This window comes from Pseudidiomarina indica (assembly GCF_900104245.1).
In the GTDB taxonomy this organism is placed as follows: Bacteria; Pseudomonadota; Gammaproteobacteria; order Enterobacterales; family Alteromonadaceae; genus Pseudidiomarina; species Pseudidiomarina indica.
Window position 1 is genome coordinate 275717 of the sequence record NZ_FMXN01000002.1, and the last position, 17629, is coordinate 293345.

The 17629-nt window shown below is 50.1% G+C and carries 14 protein-coding genes and 1 tRNA gene; 4 read left to right on the top strand and 11 right to left on the bottom strand.

Features of this window, described 5'->3' with window-relative positions:
* Positions 1-2343, bottom strand: coding sequence for a ribonuclease R (gene rnr, locus BLP64_RS02995; RefSeq protein WP_092591596.1), 2343 nt, complete (start codon positions 2341-2343; stop codon positions 1-3).
* Positions 2344-2453: 110 nt separating this feature from the next.
* Positions 2454-2540: transfer RNA gene (locus BLP64_RS03000), tRNA-Leu, on the bottom strand.
* Between the two features lie 181 nt (positions 2541-2721).
* Here BLP64_RS03000 and BLP64_RS03005 point away from each other — a divergent pair.
* Positions 2722-3261 carry an RDD family protein gene (locus BLP64_RS03005; RefSeq protein ID WP_092591598.1) on the top strand — a complete coding sequence of 180 codons (540 nt, stop codon included), beginning with the start codon at positions 2722-2724 and terminating at the stop codon, positions 3259-3261.
* Positions 3262-3263: 2 nt separating this feature from the next.
* Here BLP64_RS03005 and lptG read toward each other — a convergent pair whose 3' ends face one another.
* Both lptG and lptF read right to left on the bottom strand, forming a co-directional pair.
* Positions 3264-4331 carry an LPS export ABC transporter permease LptG gene (lptG, locus tag BLP64_RS03010; protein WP_176754897.1) on the bottom strand — a complete coding sequence of 356 codons (1068 nt, stop codon included), beginning with the start codon at positions 4329-4331 and terminating at the stop codon, positions 3264-3266.
* The gene (gene lptF, locus BLP64_RS03015) at positions 4331-5440 is read right to left on the bottom strand and encodes an LPS export ABC transporter permease LptF (protein WP_092591602.1); all 1110 of its coding nucleotides are present in this window, start codon (positions 5438-5440) and stop codon (positions 4331-4333) included. Before lptF ends, lptG begins: the two co-directional genes overlap by 1 nt.
* Before the next feature lie 124 nt (positions 5441-5564).
* On the opposite strand from lptF, the gene pepA reads away from it, so the two are divergent.
* From pepA to BLP64_RS03030, 3 genes are read left to right on the top strand one after another with little or no spacing between them, the layout of a single operon-like run.
* Positions 5565-7067: a leucyl aminopeptidase gene (pepA, locus tag BLP64_RS03020; protein ID WP_092591604.1), complete on the top strand. Its 1503-nt coding sequence runs from the start codon at positions 5565-5567 to the stop codon at positions 7065-7067.
* Positions 7068-7080: 13 nt separating this feature from the next.
* Complete coding sequence (locus tag BLP64_RS03025) at positions 7081-7536, top strand: DNA polymerase III subunit chi (RefSeq protein ID WP_092591607.1); 456 nt, start codon at positions 7081-7083, stop codon at positions 7534-7536.
* A gap of 18 nt (positions 7537-7554) precedes the next feature.
* Positions 7555-10404: a valine--tRNA ligase gene (locus tag BLP64_RS03030; protein WP_092591609.1), complete on the top strand. Its 2850-nt coding sequence runs from the start codon at positions 7555-7557 to the stop codon at positions 10402-10404.
* A 46-nt stretch (positions 10405-10450) separates the two neighbouring features.
* Here BLP64_RS03030 and rraB read toward each other — a convergent pair whose 3' ends face one another.
* Genes rraB through BLP64_RS03065 form a run of 7 tightly spaced genes read right to left on the bottom strand, consistent with a single transcriptional unit; the run spans position 10451 to position 17432 of the window.
* On the bottom strand, positions 10451-10819 hold the full coding sequence (rraB, locus tag BLP64_RS03035; RefSeq protein ID WP_092591611.1) for a ribonuclease E inhibitor RraB: 369 nt from the start codon (positions 10817-10819) through the stop codon (positions 10451-10453).
* Positions 10812-11546: a 1-acylglycerol-3-phosphate O-acyltransferase gene (locus BLP64_RS03040; protein WP_092591613.1), complete on the bottom strand. Its 735-nt coding sequence runs from the start codon at positions 11544-11546 to the stop codon at positions 10812-10814. Before BLP64_RS03040 ends, rraB begins: the two co-directional genes overlap by 8 nt.
* Positions 11547-11606: 60 nt before the next feature.
* Positions 11607-13847: a DNA topoisomerase IV subunit A gene (gene parC, locus BLP64_RS03045; RefSeq protein WP_092591615.1), complete on the bottom strand. Its 2241-nt coding sequence runs from the start codon at positions 13845-13847 to the stop codon at positions 11607-11609.
* A 14-nt stretch (positions 13848-13861) separates the two neighbouring features.
* Entirely contained in the window at positions 13862-15754 is a 1893-nt protein-coding gene (gene parE, locus BLP64_RS03050) for a DNA topoisomerase IV subunit B (protein WP_092591617.1), read from the bottom strand.
* A 56-nt stretch (positions 15755-15810) separates the two neighbouring features.
* Complete coding sequence (locus tag BLP64_RS03055; RefSeq protein ID WP_092591619.1) at positions 15811-16392, bottom strand: YqiA/YcfP family alpha/beta fold hydrolase; 582 nt, start codon at positions 16390-16392, stop codon at positions 15811-15813.
* Entirely contained in the window at positions 16393-16830 is a 438-nt protein-coding gene (locus BLP64_RS03060) for a DUF1249 domain-containing protein (protein WP_092591621.1), read from the bottom strand.
* On the bottom strand, positions 16827-17432 hold the full coding sequence (locus tag BLP64_RS03065; protein WP_092591623.1) for an NUDIX domain-containing protein: 606 nt from the start codon (positions 17430-17432) through the stop codon (positions 16827-16829). The genes BLP64_RS03060 and BLP64_RS03065 overlap by 4 nt, the downstream gene beginning before the upstream one ends.
* Positions 17433-17629: the final 197 nt, after the last annotated feature.

Here is a 17629-nt window from a genome sequence, read left to right on the forward strand (position 1 = left end):
TTACTTCTTCTTCCGCGGTTTCTTTTTGCTTTGACGGGCATTTTCTTTCGCTTTACGTTTTGCTTTAATCCGTGCTTGGGTCGCCTGCTTTTGCTTCCGTTTACTGACTTTCTCGGGCGCTTTGGCTGATATTTTTGAGCTTGGAGTTAAGCGAACTTGCCCACGGGGACTTTCAGCGGCGAGTAAATCCAAGTCTATTTTACGCTCATCGAGGGTCACTGACCGCACTCGCACTCTCACTTTATCACCGAGTCGGTACACCGTACGAGTGTTTTCACCAATCAACAGTTGTTTTTCAGCATCAAATAAATAGTAGTCATTGGTGAGGTAACTGACATGCACCAAGCCGTCGATTTGCAAATCATCAATTCGTACAAACAAGCCAAAGTTGGTGACCGCCGCAACCACGCCCCCAAACTCCGTACCAATATGGTCTTGCATGAACTCGCACTTGAGCCATTCATCCACCTGGCGTGTCGCATCATCGGCCCGCCGCTCGGTCATCGAACTATGGACGCCTAGCTCTTCTAACTGCTCGGTACTGTATAGCCACGCACCTGCATACGCGGGAGAATCCCCATGCTTGCGTTTCAATAGTGCTTTAATCGCACGGTGTAAGATGAGATCTGGGTAACGTCGAATCGGTGAGGTAAAATGCGCATACTCATCCAATGCTAAGCCAAAGTGGCCTTTATTATCTGGGCTATAAACCGCTTGCTGCATGGAACGTAATAACATGGTTTGAATCAGTTCGGCATCCGGCCGCTCGGCCACTTGCTCCAGCACCGCCACATAATCGCGAGGCGTGGGTGTGGCACTGCCTTTCATGGTAATTCCTAGCTCGGCGAGGTAACTACGAAATGCAGCCAACCGCTCCAGCGATGGTGATTCGTGCACCCGGAATAATGCGCCAGCGTCTTCATGTTCTTCAATAAACCGCGCCGTCGCGACGTTGGCCATGATCATACATTCTTCAATGATGGTATGGGCCACATGGCGACGAACGGGCTCAATGGTTTCAATTTTGCGTTCTGCGTTAAAAATAAAACGCGTTTCAAGGGTTTCGAACTCTATCGCAGAACGTCGTTGCCGTGCTTTTTTAAGGGCACGATACAATTGATGCAAGTGCTCAATGGTGCCCAACACCGGTGCATAATCTTGGCGCAGCTTCGGGTCCCCCTCAATAATGGCGGTGACTTTGTTATACGTTAACCGCGCATGAGAGTTCATCACAGCAGGATAAAAACGGGATTGCCGTAGTTGCCCTTGGGCGTCGATGGCCATTTCCGCTACCAAACATAAGCGATCCACCCCTGGGTTCAATGAACACAAGCCGTTGGAAAGCTTTTCAGGCAGCATCGGAATCACGTAGTTAGGAAAATAAACCGAATTCCCACGGGTAAACGCATCGCGATCCAACGCCGTTTGCGGTTGCACATAGTAACTGACGTCGGCAATGGCAACCCATAAGCGCCAGCCGCCTTGCTCGTCAGGCTCGGCACATACCGCATCGTCAAAGTCACGGGTGTCATCGCCATCAATGGTGATCAGTGGCAGCTCTCGTAAATCCACACGCCCGGCATAGGACGCAGGATCAACCTCATCACTCAGTTGCGCTAGCTCAGCCTCGATGCCAGCCGACCATTGATGTGGAATATCGTGTTCACGAATGGCAATTTCGATTTCCATTCCCGGTGCCATATGGTCACCCAGTACTTGCACGATTTGGCCAATCGGACTGCTCCGCCGCGTTGGCCGTTGGGTGATTTTAGCCACCACGATTTGGCCATGACGAGCCCCTTGGGTTGCTTCGGGTGGAATAATAATATCTTGGCTAATGCGTTTGTCGTCGGGAACCACAATGCCAATGTTTTGTTCGATGAAATAGCGCCCGACAATGTCACTTTGCCGTGGTTCAATCACCCGCACCACGCGCCCTTCAAGCCGGCCTTTGCTGTCAACGCTTTGCTGTTGCACCAACACCCGATCGCCATGCAGCACGTTCACCATTTGGTGGTGGGGAATAAATAAGTCCGTGCCACCGTCATCGGGTTGGCAAAAGGCATACCCATCACGGTGCCCAATAATACGGCCCTTAATGAGGTTCATGCGTTCCGGTAAGCCGTATGCATTGGCCCGGGTAAAAATCAGCTGGCCATCGCGTTCCATTGCTCGTAAACGTCGTTTAAGCCCAACATGCTGTCGTTGGTCCGTTAACTGGAAATGGTCAATAAATTCTTCAAACTGAATCGGCTTAAGGCGAGATTCAACCGCCGCTAGTAACTGCTCACGGGTCGGAATTTCGACTTCGTATTCAGGCGTTTCTTGAGTTTTGTTCGTCATTATTTCTCTATATTGCAATGCTCAAATGCATTGATGAGGGTAACCCTTAGCATAACAGGTTCTGGTGTAACCGTGGAATGAAATTTAATCGAAAGGAGGTATTATGAGATTGGTGCCTAGGGCCGGACTCGAACCGGCACGTTGTCGCCAACGGTGGATTTTGAATCCACTGCGTCTACCAATTTCGCCACCCAGGCACGGGGACTAACTGAAGTATGGTGCGCATTATACTGATCAGAATGCCGCACGCAAGATATTTTCATGAACAATTGATCGTTCGATTACTTCCTAACCAGCGCCGCGTAAAAACTAGCACTCGGTGGGAAATATTCGTTACTATACGGCTTTATTTCTTTTCATCATTGGTATCCACTGGCTATGACAACAGAAACTGATTCCATGACCGATGCGCCACGCTCCACGGCAGAAATTCATGCGAGCTTTCCCAGCGCTGGATTTTTCCGTCGCCTTGCAGCAATGGTCTATGATTTTCTAGTGGCGGTTGCCATCTTAATGTTAGCAACAGGCATTGCTCTGATTTTACCGGCCCTCTTAAACCACCTAGGCATCATTCAACTGAGTGAAGACTTTACCGCGGCGGATTGGCTCAACCAAACGCCCTTATTTTTGCTCTATCTGATTCTGGTGCTGGGTTTTTTCTTCGGCTGGTTCTGGTGGCGCAGTGGGCAAACCATTGGGATGCGTGCATGGCGGTTAAAAATACAACAGCGGAATGGGCACCGGATCACCAAAAAACAAGCCTTTATCCGTTTACTCACCTGCTGTTTTGGGTTGGGTAATTTATGGGTACTGGTCGATTTCAAACAGCGCCGTGCTTGGCACGATTACGCGGCGGGAACAGAGTTGGTTACTCTGTCTAAAGAAGCTAACCAACTCTATTACTGGAAAGAACTGTAACGCTAACTATCGCGTCGGCGCATCATCCAAATCGCCCAGCCTGCAAAAATCAGGCTGGGTAGCAATGCCCCAAGCAAGGGTGGCAGACGATATACCTGGGCCATCGGACCAAATATCTCATTACTGACATGGAACCCAAACCCGGTAATAACCCCCAATAAAATTCGCGCCCCCATGGTGGTGGAACGCAACGGGCCAAAAATAAACGACAGCGCAACTAGCAACATCACTGCCACCGTGACGGGAGCCAATAGTTTCCGCCAAAGAGCCAATTCATACCGTTCGGATGCTTGTCGGTTGGTTTGTAAATATTCCACGTAATCCAATAGCCCACGAATCGACAAGGATTCTGGTTTCACCGTCACCACCCCCAGTTTGTCGGGAGTGAGTGACGACTGCCACATCATCGCGGCTTGTTGCGTTTGGATAATACGTTCCAGGGTATATTCTGTTTGGGTCACATCGAACAAGCGCCACTGCTCCCCACTAAAGGTTGCCGTGCGTCCTTGGGTGATGAGTTCCAATTCATTGTTATTATCGAAATGGTAAATGGTGATATCCCGCAGTCGCCCGGTATCTTCCACTTCGCCAATATTAACGAAGTTCATGCCATCACGCGCCCACACACCTTGTTGAGCCGAAATCAAGCTGCCGCCAGAAATGGCTCGTGCCCGTAATTCACGCCCATGGGATTCCAGCTGTGGCGCAATCCACTCGCCCATTGCCATCACTGCCAACATCATAATAACGGCAGCCTTCATCACCGATCCCACAATGTTTAGCCGCGAGCGACCAGCGGCCAGCATCACCACCAGCTCTGAATTGCTGGCTAACATGCCCATGCCTAGTAAGCCACCCAACAGTGCCGCCATGGGGAAAAACACTTCAATATCACGAGGTAAGCTGTAAAGCACAAAAATCCCTGCATCGGCAATGGTATAACTGCCTTTACCAACGGATTTCAGTTGTTCCACAAAACGAATCAGGCCAGACAGGCCACTCAACACGGCAAGACTCAGAATGGAGGTAATTAGTACGGTCCGCGCAATATAGCGGTCTAAAATTGACATCATGCCCGTGACCCCTTCAGTCGAGCGAGGGTCCGCAGCCCTATCGGCCGCCCTTTCGCGATTAGCAGGATGCCACACAATAGCAGTAAGACATGAATCCACCACAAGCCAATACTGGCTGGAATGGTGCCGTCAGCCACCGCTGAGCGTGCTGCCATTAAAGTGAGAAAGTAGCCCAAGTAGATCAACAACGCGGGAGCCATTCGAGCAAATTTCCCTTGCCGTGGGTTTACCCGACTGAGAGGAACAGCAATTAAGGTCAACAGAGGCATGGCCAGCGGAATAGCAATTCGCCATTGCAATTCGGCTTGTGCTTCAACATCGTCCAAGCCAATCAATTCACTGGTGCTGTAGGATTCCAGCTTTCGAATATATTCGGAGGTTTCTTGTTCTTTGATTTGCAGGCTGTATTCATCGAACTGCATCACCTGAAACTCACGCTCAACAAAGCTCTGAGCATAGCGCATGCCATCGTTTAGGACCAAATTTTGAGCACCGGTGGCAGCAGCCAATACACTGCCGGCATCAGCCATCACCACACTGCTACCAATAATGCGGTTGTTTTCATCCCGTAACGACTGAGCCACAAACACTTCATCCAAATCGCCATTGGCGTCCAGCCCCTGCACATAAATGACCGCCTTCTGGTTGCTCGCTTGTTGGAACCGACCTGGCATGATGACACTGAGGCCACTTTCACTGCGCGCTTTTTCTTCCACCAGCCGTTCTTGCTCCAGCGACCAAGGCACCAGATACAACGTCAATGCTGCGGTGCAGAGCGCTAACAGCGTCGCCAGCACCAAGGTAACCCGCGCCACATACCATTCGCTCACGCCACAGGCATGTAATACCGTCATCTCGTTATCGGCATAGATTCGCCCATGGGCTAACAAAATTCCGAGGAATAGACTCAACGGCAAGATCAAGGCCGCCAATGCAGGCAAGTTCAGGCCAAGTAACTGCATCACAACCTGACTTGGAATTTCTCCGGCCGACGCATCGGCAAGAACGCGAACAAATTTTTGACTAACAAAAATAGTCATCAACACCAGCAGTACGGCAAATTGAGACTTGAATGTTTCACGGATTAAATAGCGAAATATGCGCACTGAACCCCACTCTTAACTTAGGTTTTTACTGGAAATGCTGGCGATTTTAAGTAAACTTGGCGTTTTCCTGATGGATTATTCTATGGCAGCGATCTGCTGTCAACCGCAGTAAATTGGAGCATATATGGAGTTCAGCGTAAAAAGCGGCAGTCCTGAGAAGCAGCGTACTGCCTGTATCGTGGTTGGTGTGTACGAACCTCGCCGTTTGTCAGGAGTTGCCGAGCAACTGGATAAAGTGAGTGAGGGGTTCATTAGCAACCTGTTACGCCGAGGTGACTTGGAAGGGAAATCCGGTCAGATGTTGTTATTACACAACGTCCCTAATGTCCTCAGTGAGCGCGTATTATTAGTCGGTTGCGGCAAAGAGCGAGAGCTTGACGAGCGCCAGTACAAACAAATCATCGAAAAGACCATTCAAACGCTGAGCGATACCGGTTCCATGGAAGCAGTGTGCTTCTTAAGCGAATTAAATGTCAAAGGTCGCGATACCTATTGGAAGGTGCGCCAGGCGGTTGAAGCCACCCAAAGCACCTTGTACGCTTTTAACCACCTCAAAACACGCAAAGACGAGCCGCGTCGCCCGTTACGGAAAATTGTTTTTAACGTGCCATCACGCCGTGAGCTACCGATTGGTGAAAAAGCCATTGCGCACGGGGTAGCCGTTGCTAAAGGAATGAACCTTTGCCGCGACGTAGCCAACATGCCCCCTAACATTTGTACACCGCGTTATTTAGCCGAACAATGCAGCGAGCTGGCGGAACGTTATGAGTCTCTCAGCTTCACCGCGGTGACTGAGTCCGAGATGGAAGAGCTTGGCATGAACTCCTACTTAGCCGTGGCTCGGGGTTCTGCGAACGAAGCCGTCCTCAGCTTGTTGCATTATCAGGGCGGCGGTGACGAAGCACCTATCGTTCTGGTCGGCAAAGGCCTGACCTTCGACTCCGGCGGTATTTCCATTAAGCCAGCGGCAAATATGGACGAAATGAAATACGATATGGGTGGTGCTGCTGCAGTATTAGGAACCATTCAAGCCATTGCGGAGCTCAAACTGCCGATCAACGTTATTGGTGCATTAGCAGGCTGTGAAAACATGCCTGACGGGCGTTCTTACCGTCCGGGTGATATACTCACCACCATGAGCGGCCAAACCGTGGAAGTCATCAACACCGATGCGGAAGGTCGGTTGGTGTTATGTGACACTTTAACCTACGTCGAGCGCTTCCAACCCGAAGCGGTGATTGACGTTGCAACGCTTACCGGTGCCTGTGTGATTGCCTTAGGCAACCATGCCAGTGGGTTAATGAGCCCACACAACCCGCTCGCTCATGAAATAGTCAATGCCGCAGAACAAAGTGGTGACCGCGTTTGGCGATTACCCTTATGGGATGAATACCAAGCGTCATTAGAAAGTCCCTTTGCCGATATGAATCATTTAGGGGGACGCGAAGCTGGCACAATTACCGCCGCGTGTTTCTTATCTCGATTCACAAAAAAATATCATTGGGCGCATTTGGATATTGCTGGCACCGCATGGCAGAGTGGCGCCAAAAAAGGTTCTACTGGCCGGCCAGTGCCTTTGCTAACGCAATTTATTATCAACCGCACTGCCGCCAGCGAGCAGGTGTAACAAAAGAGCGACTATGGCGCACGGAATATTTTATGTACTCGATGGCTTAACCGAGCAACAGCAACAGCAGTTTTTCTGTCAACAAATTGCCCAGCTTTGGCGAGACCATAAAAGTGTACGTGTTTGGTGCGCCTCACAAACTGCAGCCGAACAACTGGATGAAAGTTTGTGGCGATTCCCAGCGGATAGCTTTGTGCCCCATAACTTAGTGGGGGAAGGCCCGCCGCAAGGGGCGCCCGTTGAACTGTGCTGGCCCCAAGCGCCAGCCTCGCCGCGCCGTGCTGCGGTGGTGGTGAATCTGATGGACGACCTGCCGCCTTGGCAAGGCGCTCGACTCATTATCGATCATGTTCCTGAAATTGAGCCACAGCGGCAAGCGGCTCGCGAACGCTACAAACATTATCGGCAGCATGGCATTGGCTTAAAAACCATCCCTGCTGCTGACTTGATTCTTTCAAAAACGGATTAGTATAACGTGAAGGTTTCGATGGAAAAAACGTATTCCCCCCAAGCGATTGAGCAAGAACTTTATCAGCATTGGGAAGCGCAAGGCTATTTTAAACCCTCTGGGCAAGGCGATGCTTATTGCATCATGATTCCTCCGCCCAACGTCACTGGCAGCCTGCATATGGGGCATGCGTTCCAACATACCATTATGGATACCCTGATTCGCTACAAGCGAATGGATGGTTTCAATACCTTATGGCAGGTGGGAACAGACCATGCTGGTATCGCCACGCAAATGGTGGTTGAGCGGCAGCTGGCGGCACAGGGCATCACCCGGCAAGAAATTGGGCGCGAAGCATTCATTGATAAAGTATGGGATTGGAAAGCCGAATCAGGCGGAACCATTACCTCACAGATGCGCCGTTTGGGTGACTCCGTCGACTGGGAGCGGGAACGCTTCACCATGGACGAAGGCCTCTCTAATGCCGTGAAAGAAGTGTTTGTGCGCCTGCATGAAGAGAATCTTATTTATCGCGGTAAGCGGTTGGTAAACTGGGATCCTAAATTACAAACCGCCATTTCAGACCTTGAAGTTGAAAATAAAGAACAACAAGGCCATATCTGGCACCTTCGTTATCCCCTTGCCGATGGCATCACAACCGCCGACGGCCAAGCTTACTTAGTGGTTGCAACCACGCGCCCTGAAACCATGCTCGGTGACGTCAGTGTGGCCGTCCATCCGGACGACCCACGTTATCAATCATTAATTGGCAAATTCATTGAGCTCCCCTTGGTGAATCGCCGGATTCCAATTATCGCCGACGATTACGTTGACCAAGAATTCGGTACTGGGTGCGTTAAAATCACCCCAGCTCACGACTTCAATGACTACGACATTGGTAAGCGGAATCAATTGCCCATGATTGCCGTGTTGGATAATCATGCACATATCATGCCGGTTGCTGGCCTATACACCCACACCGGTGAAGCACTCACTGATCTTGATGGGTTTGACGGCACCTTGCCAGAAGCCTATCACGGGCTGGATCGTTTCGAAGCACGGCGACGTATCGTCGCTGATTTTGAAGCTTTAGGATTACTCGATAAAGTTGAAGCCCACGTCAATAAGGTGCCGTACGGCGACCGTGGCGGTGTGCCCATTGAGCCCCATTTAACCGACCAGTGGTACGTCCGCGTGGCACCACTGGCGGAAGTTGCGACCGCTGCCGTCGAAAATGGCGATATCCAATTCGTACCGAAGCAATACGAAAATATGTACTTTGCGTGGATGCGCGATATTCAAGATTGGTGTATTTCACGACAGCTTTGGTGGGGTCATCGAATTCCGGCTTGGTATGACGAGCAGGGCAACGTCTATGTCGGCCGCGATGAAAGCGAAGTGCGCACCAAACATCAACTGGGCGACATTCCTTTGCGCCAAGATGATGACGTATTAGATACCTGGTTCTCATCCGCATTATGGACCTTCTCCACCTTGGGTTGGCCAGAGAACACCGAAGATCTCAAAACCTTCCATCCTACCGATGTGTTGGTCACGGGCTTCGATATCATTTTCTTCTGGGTTGCCCGGATGATCATGTTAACCATGCACTTCTTGAAAGATGAGCAAGGTAAACCACAAGTTCCATTCAAAACCGTGTACGTAACCGGCCTGATCCGTGACGATGAAGGCCAAAAAATGTCGAAGTCAAAAGGCAACGTGCTCGACCCGTTGGATATGATTGAGGGCATTGAGCTGGATGACTTGGTGGCCAAACGCACGGCCAATATGATGCAACCGCAGTTGGAAGCAAAAATTAAGCAACGTACGGAAAAGCAATTCCCGAATGGTATTGCCGCTCACGGTACGGACGCGTTACGCTTCACGCTTGCCGCTTTGGCCTCTACCGGACGAGATATCAACTGGGACATGCAGCGCCTCGAAGGCTACCGTAATTTCTGTAATAAATTATGGAATGCGAGCCGCTATGTGCTGATGAATACCGAATCCCAAGATTGCGGTATGCAAGGCGGTGAGCTCGAGCTATCACTGGCGGATCAGTGGATTATTGAGCAGTTTAACGACACCGTGAAACAATTCCGTAGCGCCTTGGATCATTATCGTTTTGACCAAGCCGCTAGCATTGCTTACGAATTCACCTGGAACCAGTTCTGTGACTGGTATTTAGAACTGACCAAACCGGTGCTGTTTAAAGGCACGGAGAGCCAATTGCGCGGTACACGCCACACCTTGATTACGATGCTGGAGCAATTACTGCGTTTGCTGCATCCACTGCTGCCATTTATTACCGAGTCAATCTGGCAACGCGTGGCTCCGTTGGCGGGTTGTGCAGGCGACACCATCATGTTGCAGCCTTATCCACAAGTGCAGCCGCAGCAATACGCCGCCGCAAGCGCTGACATGGAGTGGTTGAAACAGGTGATTGTGGCCATTCGTAACATTCGTGGCGAGATGAACCTCTCACCCAGTAAGCCATTACCGATACTCTTTAAGAATACCGATGCCACAGCCCGTCAACGGCTGGAGCAAAATGCTAACTTTTTGAGTGCGTTGGCAAAACTTGAAAGTATCGAATATTTGAGCGAGCACGACGAACCACCAGCCAGTGCAACGGCCTTGGTTGGGCGGATGGAAGTTCATATTCCGATGGCTGGTTTAATCGATACGGCGGCTGAATTAGCGCGGCTAGAAAAAGCGATTGAAAAGGCGCAAAAAGAATATGACCTGTTCAATCGTAAGCTGAGCAATGAAAACTTTGTCAGCAAAGCGCCTGCAGACGTTATCGCGAAAGAACGCGAAAAACTCAGTGCTGCAGAAGAGGCGTTAGCACAACTGAAGTTACAACATGCCAAGATTGCTGCCCTGTAACAGGGGCAGCCTGGCTGATGAACTCAGCACAGTAATGACGACGAAGCTACTCGGCTTCGTCGTCTTCTTCCTCACCAAAGAACGTTCCCCAGCCGTCGTAGTCAACCCCGACTAGGTTCGCAATTTTGGTCACTTCTTCGGTTTGCAATTGCAGGATCTGTGCATCGAGCTTGACGCGACTCATCGCAATAAAGGCAAATAACCGAGAGCCATCATCTAATTCAAACTCATCGGCATCGTCAACATGATACCCTGCTTTCACGAGCTCTACTGCTGCCTTTTCAAGCTTGGTAAAATCCGGGCTCGCAAGGTGATGTTCGATGTCAAACAGATCCGTTGGATTGGCGCCGTCGGCAATAAGTGCAGCGACGGTTTCATCACTTTGTTGCAATAACTGATTTAAATCATTAGCCATGGGCGACCGTTCCTTGTGCTAACTCTTGGTCTAGCTTAGCGATATGATGTTGCATTAACTGGTGGCAATGTGCCGTTAACTCCCGCACGCCATCCTCACCGAAGTCGGCAATGCGTACGGGCTTTAATAATTCAATGATCACGGTGCCATTATCCCAGCGATTTAAGCGTATCTTTTGATGCAAATTAGACACACAAATGGGCACAATGTCGACACCTGCTCTTATTGCCGTGCGGAATGCTCCGGTTTTAAACGGCAATAACCCCCGCCCATAGTTTCGTGTTCCTTCAGGAAAGAGCAAAATGGATAAGCCTTTGGTGCGGATAGCTGTTGCTGCTTGTTCAATGGTTCCATGGGCTCGGCCCTTGTTATTCCGATCAATCAATAAATTACCAGCTAACCAGTACAGTTGACCAAAAAATGGAATCCATTTGAGACTTTTTTTCCCAATACTCACCGCATTCTGCGGCATCGCGCGTGCCAAGGTAAACAAATCATAACTGTTTTGATGATTGGCAATGTACACATATGGGCCTTCTGCTTTCACTTCTGGGGCGATGCGAATGTCTAATTTCACCCCTAATAAGCGATGCATGCGTCCATACCAATGGGCGGCAAACGGCGTGTTATTTGGATGAAAAGGACGGAATAAACAGAACAGCAACAACAACGTACTGCCAACTACAATAAACAACCCAAGCAGTACGATTCGAATGACAGCGAGCATAGTCTCTCCTTCTAAACAATGCTCGCTATTATAACCCGATCGCTCCGAGAAAACGTCCGATTAGTTTTGATTTTCGACAATGATTGCGTCAACCCGCTGTAATCCTCGCGGTAACTTATTACCACGCCGTCCTCGCTCTCCACGATAATGCTCTAAATCCGTCGGTTTCAGCGTTAATTTCCGTTTGCCGGCCAGTAAGGTGACACTGGTTTCCGCAGGAATCACCGCCATGGCAACCACGTATTCCTCGCGACTGCGGGCGCGCAATGCAGGAATACTCATCATTTTGTTCCCTTTCCCTTTGGCTAGCTCTGGTAAGTCACTGACTGGGAATACCAGCATGCGTCCTTCGTTCGAAACCACCACAACCAAATCGGAACTCACCTCTTGCACCGGGCTTGGCGAAAGTATTTTGGCGCCCACCGGTAAATTCAGAATTGCTTTACCGTTTTTATTACGGCTCACAAGCTCGCCGAAGCGACAAATAAATCCGTAACCAGCATCCGAGGCCAACACATAGCGTTGCTCATCTTTTGCCATTAACACATGATCAATGCTTTCCCCTGCAACCACGTTAAAGCGGCCGGTCAGCGGTTCGCCATGGGTACGTGCAGAAGGCAAGCTATGAGCTTCACAGGCGTAACTGCGCCCCGAGCTATCCATAAACACCACTTGCTGATTACTGCGGCCAGCAGCTTGTGCTAAGAAGCTATCCCCCGACTTGTACGCCAAGGTTGCCCCATCAATATCGTGGCCTTTCGCTGCCCGCACCCAGCCTTTACTGGATAACACCACGGTGACCGGTTCGGCCGGTGTTAAGTCACGTTCGGTGAGCGCTCGTGCTTCTTCGCGTTGCACCAGAGGTGACCGACGGTCATCCCCATACTTTTCAGCATCCGCTAAGATTTCTTTGCGTAATAAGGTTTTCATGCGGCGGTCAGAGCTCAGTAATAGCTCCAATTGCTGCCGTTCTTTTTCGAGCTCGTCTTGCTCGCCTTTGAGCTTAAACTCTTCCAGCTTCGCTAAATGCCGTAACTTCAATTCTAGAATGGCTTCAGCTTGCGTATCGGTGAGGCCAAACCGCGCCATTAATACGGGCTTGGGCTCGTCCTCATGACGAATAATGGCAATGACTTCGTCGATATTCAAATAGGCAATCAAAAGACCTTCAAGAATATGCAAGCGCGCCAAAATTTTATCCAACCGATACTGAATCCGCCGGGTCACGGTATCTTGGCGGAAGGTTAACCATTCCTTCAAGATATCCAGCATGGGCTTCACTTGCGGACGACCATCGAGGCCCAACATATTCATGTTGACCCGATAGTTCTTTTCCAGATCCGTGGTGGCGAACAAATGTTGCATCATTTGCTCAATATCGACCCGGTTTGAGCGGGGGATAATAATGAGGCGCGTTGGGTTTTCGTGATCAGATTCATCGCGTAAATCGCTCACCATCGGAAGCTTCTTCGCCTGCATTTGCGCAGCAATTTGCTCCAACACTTTCGCGCCTGAGGCTTGGTGAGGTAAGGCGGTAATCACCACTTCGCCATCTTCGAGGTGGTACTTTGCCCGCATCCGAATACTGCCGCGGCCACTTTCATAGATTTTTACAATCTCTTCGTGGGGCGTAATAATTTCTGCATCGGTGGGGAAGTCAGGGCCGCGCAAATGCGCCATTACGTCAGCTAAGGTGGCTTGCGGCTGATCAAGTAGCAAAGCACAAGCTTGGGCCACTTCACGCGCATTATGCGGCGGAATATCAGTCGCCATCCCCACGGCAATGCCGGTTACGCCATTCAACAAAATGTGCGGTAAACGAGCCGGTAAAATACGAGGTTCTTTTAAGGTGCCATCAAAGTTCGGCGTCCAATCAACGGTCCCCTGCCCTAATTCACTCAGCAGCACCTCACTGAAACGCGATAACCGTGCTTCGGTATAACGCATGGCAGCGAAGGACTTAGGATCATCCGCCGAGCCCCAGTTCCCCTGCCCATCAACCAATGGATAGCGATAAGAAAATGGCTGGGCCATCAATACCATGGCTTCGTAACAGGCGATATCACCATGAGGGTGGAATTTACCGAGTACATCCCCCACGGTACGTGCAGATTTTTTATATTTTGCCAGCGCCGATAAACCAAGCTCCGACATGGCATAAATAATACGTCGTTGAACAGGCTTTAAGCCGTCGCCGATATGCGGTAACGCGCGGTCCATAATGACGTACATGGAGTAGTTCAGGTACGCCTCTTCGGTAAACTTACGTAACGGGAGTTGCTCTAGCGCATCCATTGTCATAAATCGGGTTCTCCTTACAGCTCAGCCAAATCGACGAGATTACCTTTACTTTCCAGCCAGTCACGACGATCGCTCGCTCGTTTCTTCGCTAGTAGCATATCCATCAGTTCTTCGGTTGCCACCACATCATCCACGGTTAATTGCACCAAACGGCGAGTGTTGGGGTCCATGGTCGTCTCGCGCAGTTGCAACGGGTTCATTTCACCTAACCCTTTGAAACGCTGTACGTTAATCTTGCCTTTTTTCTTTTCAGCTTCGATCCGATCGAGAATGCCTTGTTTCTCTTCTTCATCCAGGGCGTAATAAACTTCTTTACCCACATCAATGCGATACAAAGGTGGCATGGCAACAAACACATGCCCTTGTTCAACCAAAGCGCGGAAGTGACGAAGGAAAAGGGCACACAACAAAGTAGCGATATGCAACCCATCCGAGTCGGCGTCGGCCAAGATACAAACTTTGCCATAACGCAGTTGCTCAAGGTCCGTCGAATTCGGATCCACTCCAATGGCCACGGAAATGTCGTGAATTTCTTGTGATGCGAGAATCTGATCAGATTCCACTTCCCAGGTATTAAGGATTTTGCCTCGCAACGGCATCACCGCTTGGAAATCTCGATCACGTGCTTGTTTCGCCGAGCCTCCTGCAGAGTCCCCTTCCACCAAAAACAGTTCACTGCGGGCGGGGTCTTGGGTCGCGCAGTCGGTCAGCTTACCCGGTAGTGCTGGCCCCTGGGTCACTTTCTTACGAACGACTTTCTTGCTTGCTCGCATCCGCCGTTGCGCATGACTGATACATAGCTCTGCTAATTGTTCTGCTTGATCCGTGTGCTCGTTCAACCAAAGACTGAACGAATCTTTGACCACCCCAGCCACAAATGCTGCGCACTGCCGCGACGATAATCGTTCTTTGGTTTGGCCTGCAAACTGCGGATCCTGCATTTTTACCGACAGAATATAAACACAGCGTTCCCAAATATCTTCCGGGGTTAATCGCACGCCACGTGGTAACAAATTGCGGAATTCACAAAACTCGCGCATGGCATCGAGCAGCCCTTGCCGTAAGCCATTAACGTGCGTTCCACCTTGTGGGGTGGGAATTAAGTTCACATAACTTTCGGTGATCCCCTCGCCCCCTTCTGGAAGCCAAGTGACCGCCCATTCAGCCGCCTCGTTATGGCCACTGAATTTGCCGATAAAGGGTTCTTCAGGCAAGGTTGGATAGTCGGCAACGGCTTCTACCAAGTAGTCCCGTAAGCCGTCTTCATAGAACCACGTTTGCTCCTCACCATCCACTAAGTTGCGGAAAACAATTTTCAGCCCCGGGCATAAGACGGCTTTAGCGCGTAATAAATGGGTCAGTCTCAGCACCGAAAATTTGGCTGAATCAAAGTATTGAGCATCGGGCCAAAATCTTAAAATGGTTCCCGTATTACGTTTCCCGACGGTGCCTGTCACGGTTAAATCGGAGACTTTATCACCGTGTTCGAAGGCCATTTGATACACTTGGCCATCCCGTTTAACGGTCACCTCAACACGCTTGGATAAAGCATTAACAACGGATATCCCCACGCCATGTAAACCGCCAGAGAACTGGTAGTTTTTGGCGGAGAACTTCCCCCCTGCGTGCAATTTGGTCATGATTAATTCGACCCCAGGAATGCCTTCTTCGGGGTGAATATCAACCGGCATCCCCCGGCCGTCATCTTCCACTTCGAGGGATTGATCAGGGTGTAAGGTCACGATGAGTTGACGAGCGTGACCTGCAATGGCTTCATCGACACTGTTATCGATGACTTCTTGACCTAAGTGGTTGGGACGGGTGGTATCGGTGTACATTCCCGGTCTGCGACGGACCGGCTCAAGGCCATTCAAGACCTCTATCGCATCTGCTTTATATTCTGACATGCGTGTTATGATCTCGTGTTGCACGGAATTGTTATCATTCGAATACTCTTATACTCTTACAGGATATTTAGAAACTCAAGCGCCGCAGGTAGATAGCGCGGTAAATCAACAAAACTATGATCGCCGCCTTGTTCAATAATCATGCGTTGCTGGCGGTAATAATCACGCGCCTCGCGGTAATCCAGCTGCTCATCCCCAGCTTGTAATAACACCAGGAGTTCAACCTCGTTCGACAACTGTGCTTCCGCCTGTTGGAGTGCTTCCCGATCCTGCTGATTCAGCTGGTATGCTGCTTGAGTATGAGGATGAATGCGCGCGACTTCGCCCTGCTCTGGCATCAACCGCTGGGGCACTACGGCGGGATTAATCAACACTCCGCGCACCGGACGCTGTTGCGCCGCCAATTGACTCACCACATAGTGCGTCCAAAAGCCGCCCAATGAACTCCCCATCACCGCCGTGATAGGCTGCGTTGCAATGAGATCATCCAATAATTTTTTATTCGCGACCATTCGAGGAGGCTGCTGTGGCGCAAGGAGCAGCTCGGAAGCACCGGTTTGATGACTCAAGTAGTCGCGCAGTTGACTGATTTTCGGGCTTGCGGGTGAACTTTCAAATCCATGTAAATAAAGTAGCACCTATACCTCCTGGAGACCATGGGTACGAATTAATTGAATCCAATCTCGCAAAAACAGATTCACTTGATGCTTTTCATTGACATGAAACATCTGTGGATTCGGAATTTCGTAGCGCGCTTGCAATTGCGAGACGCCCTGACAAGCAACCACTTCAGCCAAACGAGCATCATGATACAAACGAACATCTAACTGCGCTTCTTTTAAGCCTGGCAATTGCTGAGAAAATCGATGTTGTTGAATTCGAATGGCCGTTGTAAATGGGGCTTGTTGCATGAGCCGCACAGTAAAACGCAGCTGCGGGCCTAAGCTCAGCTCCCAGGGTTGGTCCGCATCAAGCTCTTCCAACCATGGTTGCAAGGCAGCATAGTTCAGCGCCGCAATCCGTTGCATTGCGGCAAGGTCAAATTGATAACGTTTACGAACGACGTCGGTTGTCATGCTTGTTTAAATCGATGTTTATGCAGTTGCAGCCATTGTAACCCAATGACACTCGCTGCATTATTAATTTTTCCACGCTCAAGTAACTGGACTGCTTCTGTAAAGGGTACCACATGCACACGAATATCTTCATGTTCACTGGCTAACCCACCGTGGGTTGCAGCACTATCGCTGTCTACCAACGCAACAAAAATAGTCATGCGCTCGGTACATCCACCGGGCGTGGATAGATAATTCAAGGCATAATGGAGCTGTGTCGTGGTCAGGCCGGCTTCTTCAGCTAACTCGCGGTGGGCAACTTGTTCGGCTGATTCGTGCACACTATCGTACATCCCTGCCACGAACTCAAGCAACCAAGGGGATTCCTCCCCCTTCATCGCACCTATCCGAAACTGTTCCAGCACCACCAAGGTATCTTTCACAGGATCATAAGGCACCACCACCACCGCGTTGCCACGTTCCATGACTTCGCGTTGAAATACGGGCGACCACCCACCGGCAAATAGTCGGTGTTGTAGGGTTACCTGATGAATGGATAAAAAACCATCACGGACTGATTTTTCCGTAAGAATCCTGACATCTTTTTGACAATATTTTTGCACAGTAAACCTTTACTCGTTATTTAACGACTGAGGTATTCGTTTGAACGCGAATGCGGCCCAGAATGATTGTAATTCTACGTCGATTTAGCACATAATTAGTTACACTTGAAGCGATTCTGTTGCAACTATCCCCATGCATTTGGCGCAATAACAAAGTAAACTAGTAAACATTCACGAGTGTATGTAAAATAGCAGCC

Bases quoted from the DNA above. Each gene is read 5' to 3' on its own strand.
- rnr (WP_092591596.1), bottom strand. From the start codon at position 2,343: ATGACGAACAAAACTCAAGAAACGCCTGAATACGAAGTCGAAATTCCG.
- BLP64_RS03005 (WP_092591598.1), top strand. From the start codon at position 2,722: ATGACAACAGAAACTGATTCCATGACCGATGCGCCACGCTCCACGGCA.
- lptG (WP_176754897.1), bottom strand. From the start codon at position 4,331: ATGTCAATTTTAGACCGCTATATTGCGCGGACCGTACTAATTACCTCC.
- pepA (WP_092591604.1), top strand. From the start codon at position 5,565: ATGGAGTTCAGCGTAAAAAGCGGCAGTCCTGAGAAGCAGCGTACTGCC.
- BLP64_RS03025 (WP_092591607.1), top strand. From the start codon at position 7,081: ATGGCGCACGGAATATTTTATGTACTCGATGGCTTAACCGAGCAACAG.
- BLP64_RS03030 (WP_092591609.1), top strand. From the start codon at position 7,555: ATGGAAAAAACGTATTCCCCCCAAGCGATTGAGCAAGAACTTTATCAG.
- rraB (WP_092591611.1), bottom strand. From the start codon at position 10,819: ATGGCTAATGATTTAAATCAGTTATTGCAACAAAGTGATGAAACCGTC.
- BLP64_RS03040 (WP_092591613.1), bottom strand. From the start codon at position 11,546: ATGCTCGCTGTCATTCGAATCGTACTGCTTGGGTTGTTTATTGTAGTT.
- parC (WP_092591615.1), bottom strand. From the start codon at position 13,847: ATGACAATGGATGCGCTAGAGCAACTCCCGTTACGTAAGTTTACCGAA.
- parE (WP_092591617.1), bottom strand. From the start codon at position 15,754: ATGTCAGAATATAAAGCAGATGCGATAGAGGTCTTGAATGGCCTTGAG.
- BLP64_RS03060 (WP_092591621.1), bottom strand. From the start codon at position 16,830: ATGACAACCGACGTCGTTCGTAAACGTTATCAATTTGACCTTGCCGCA.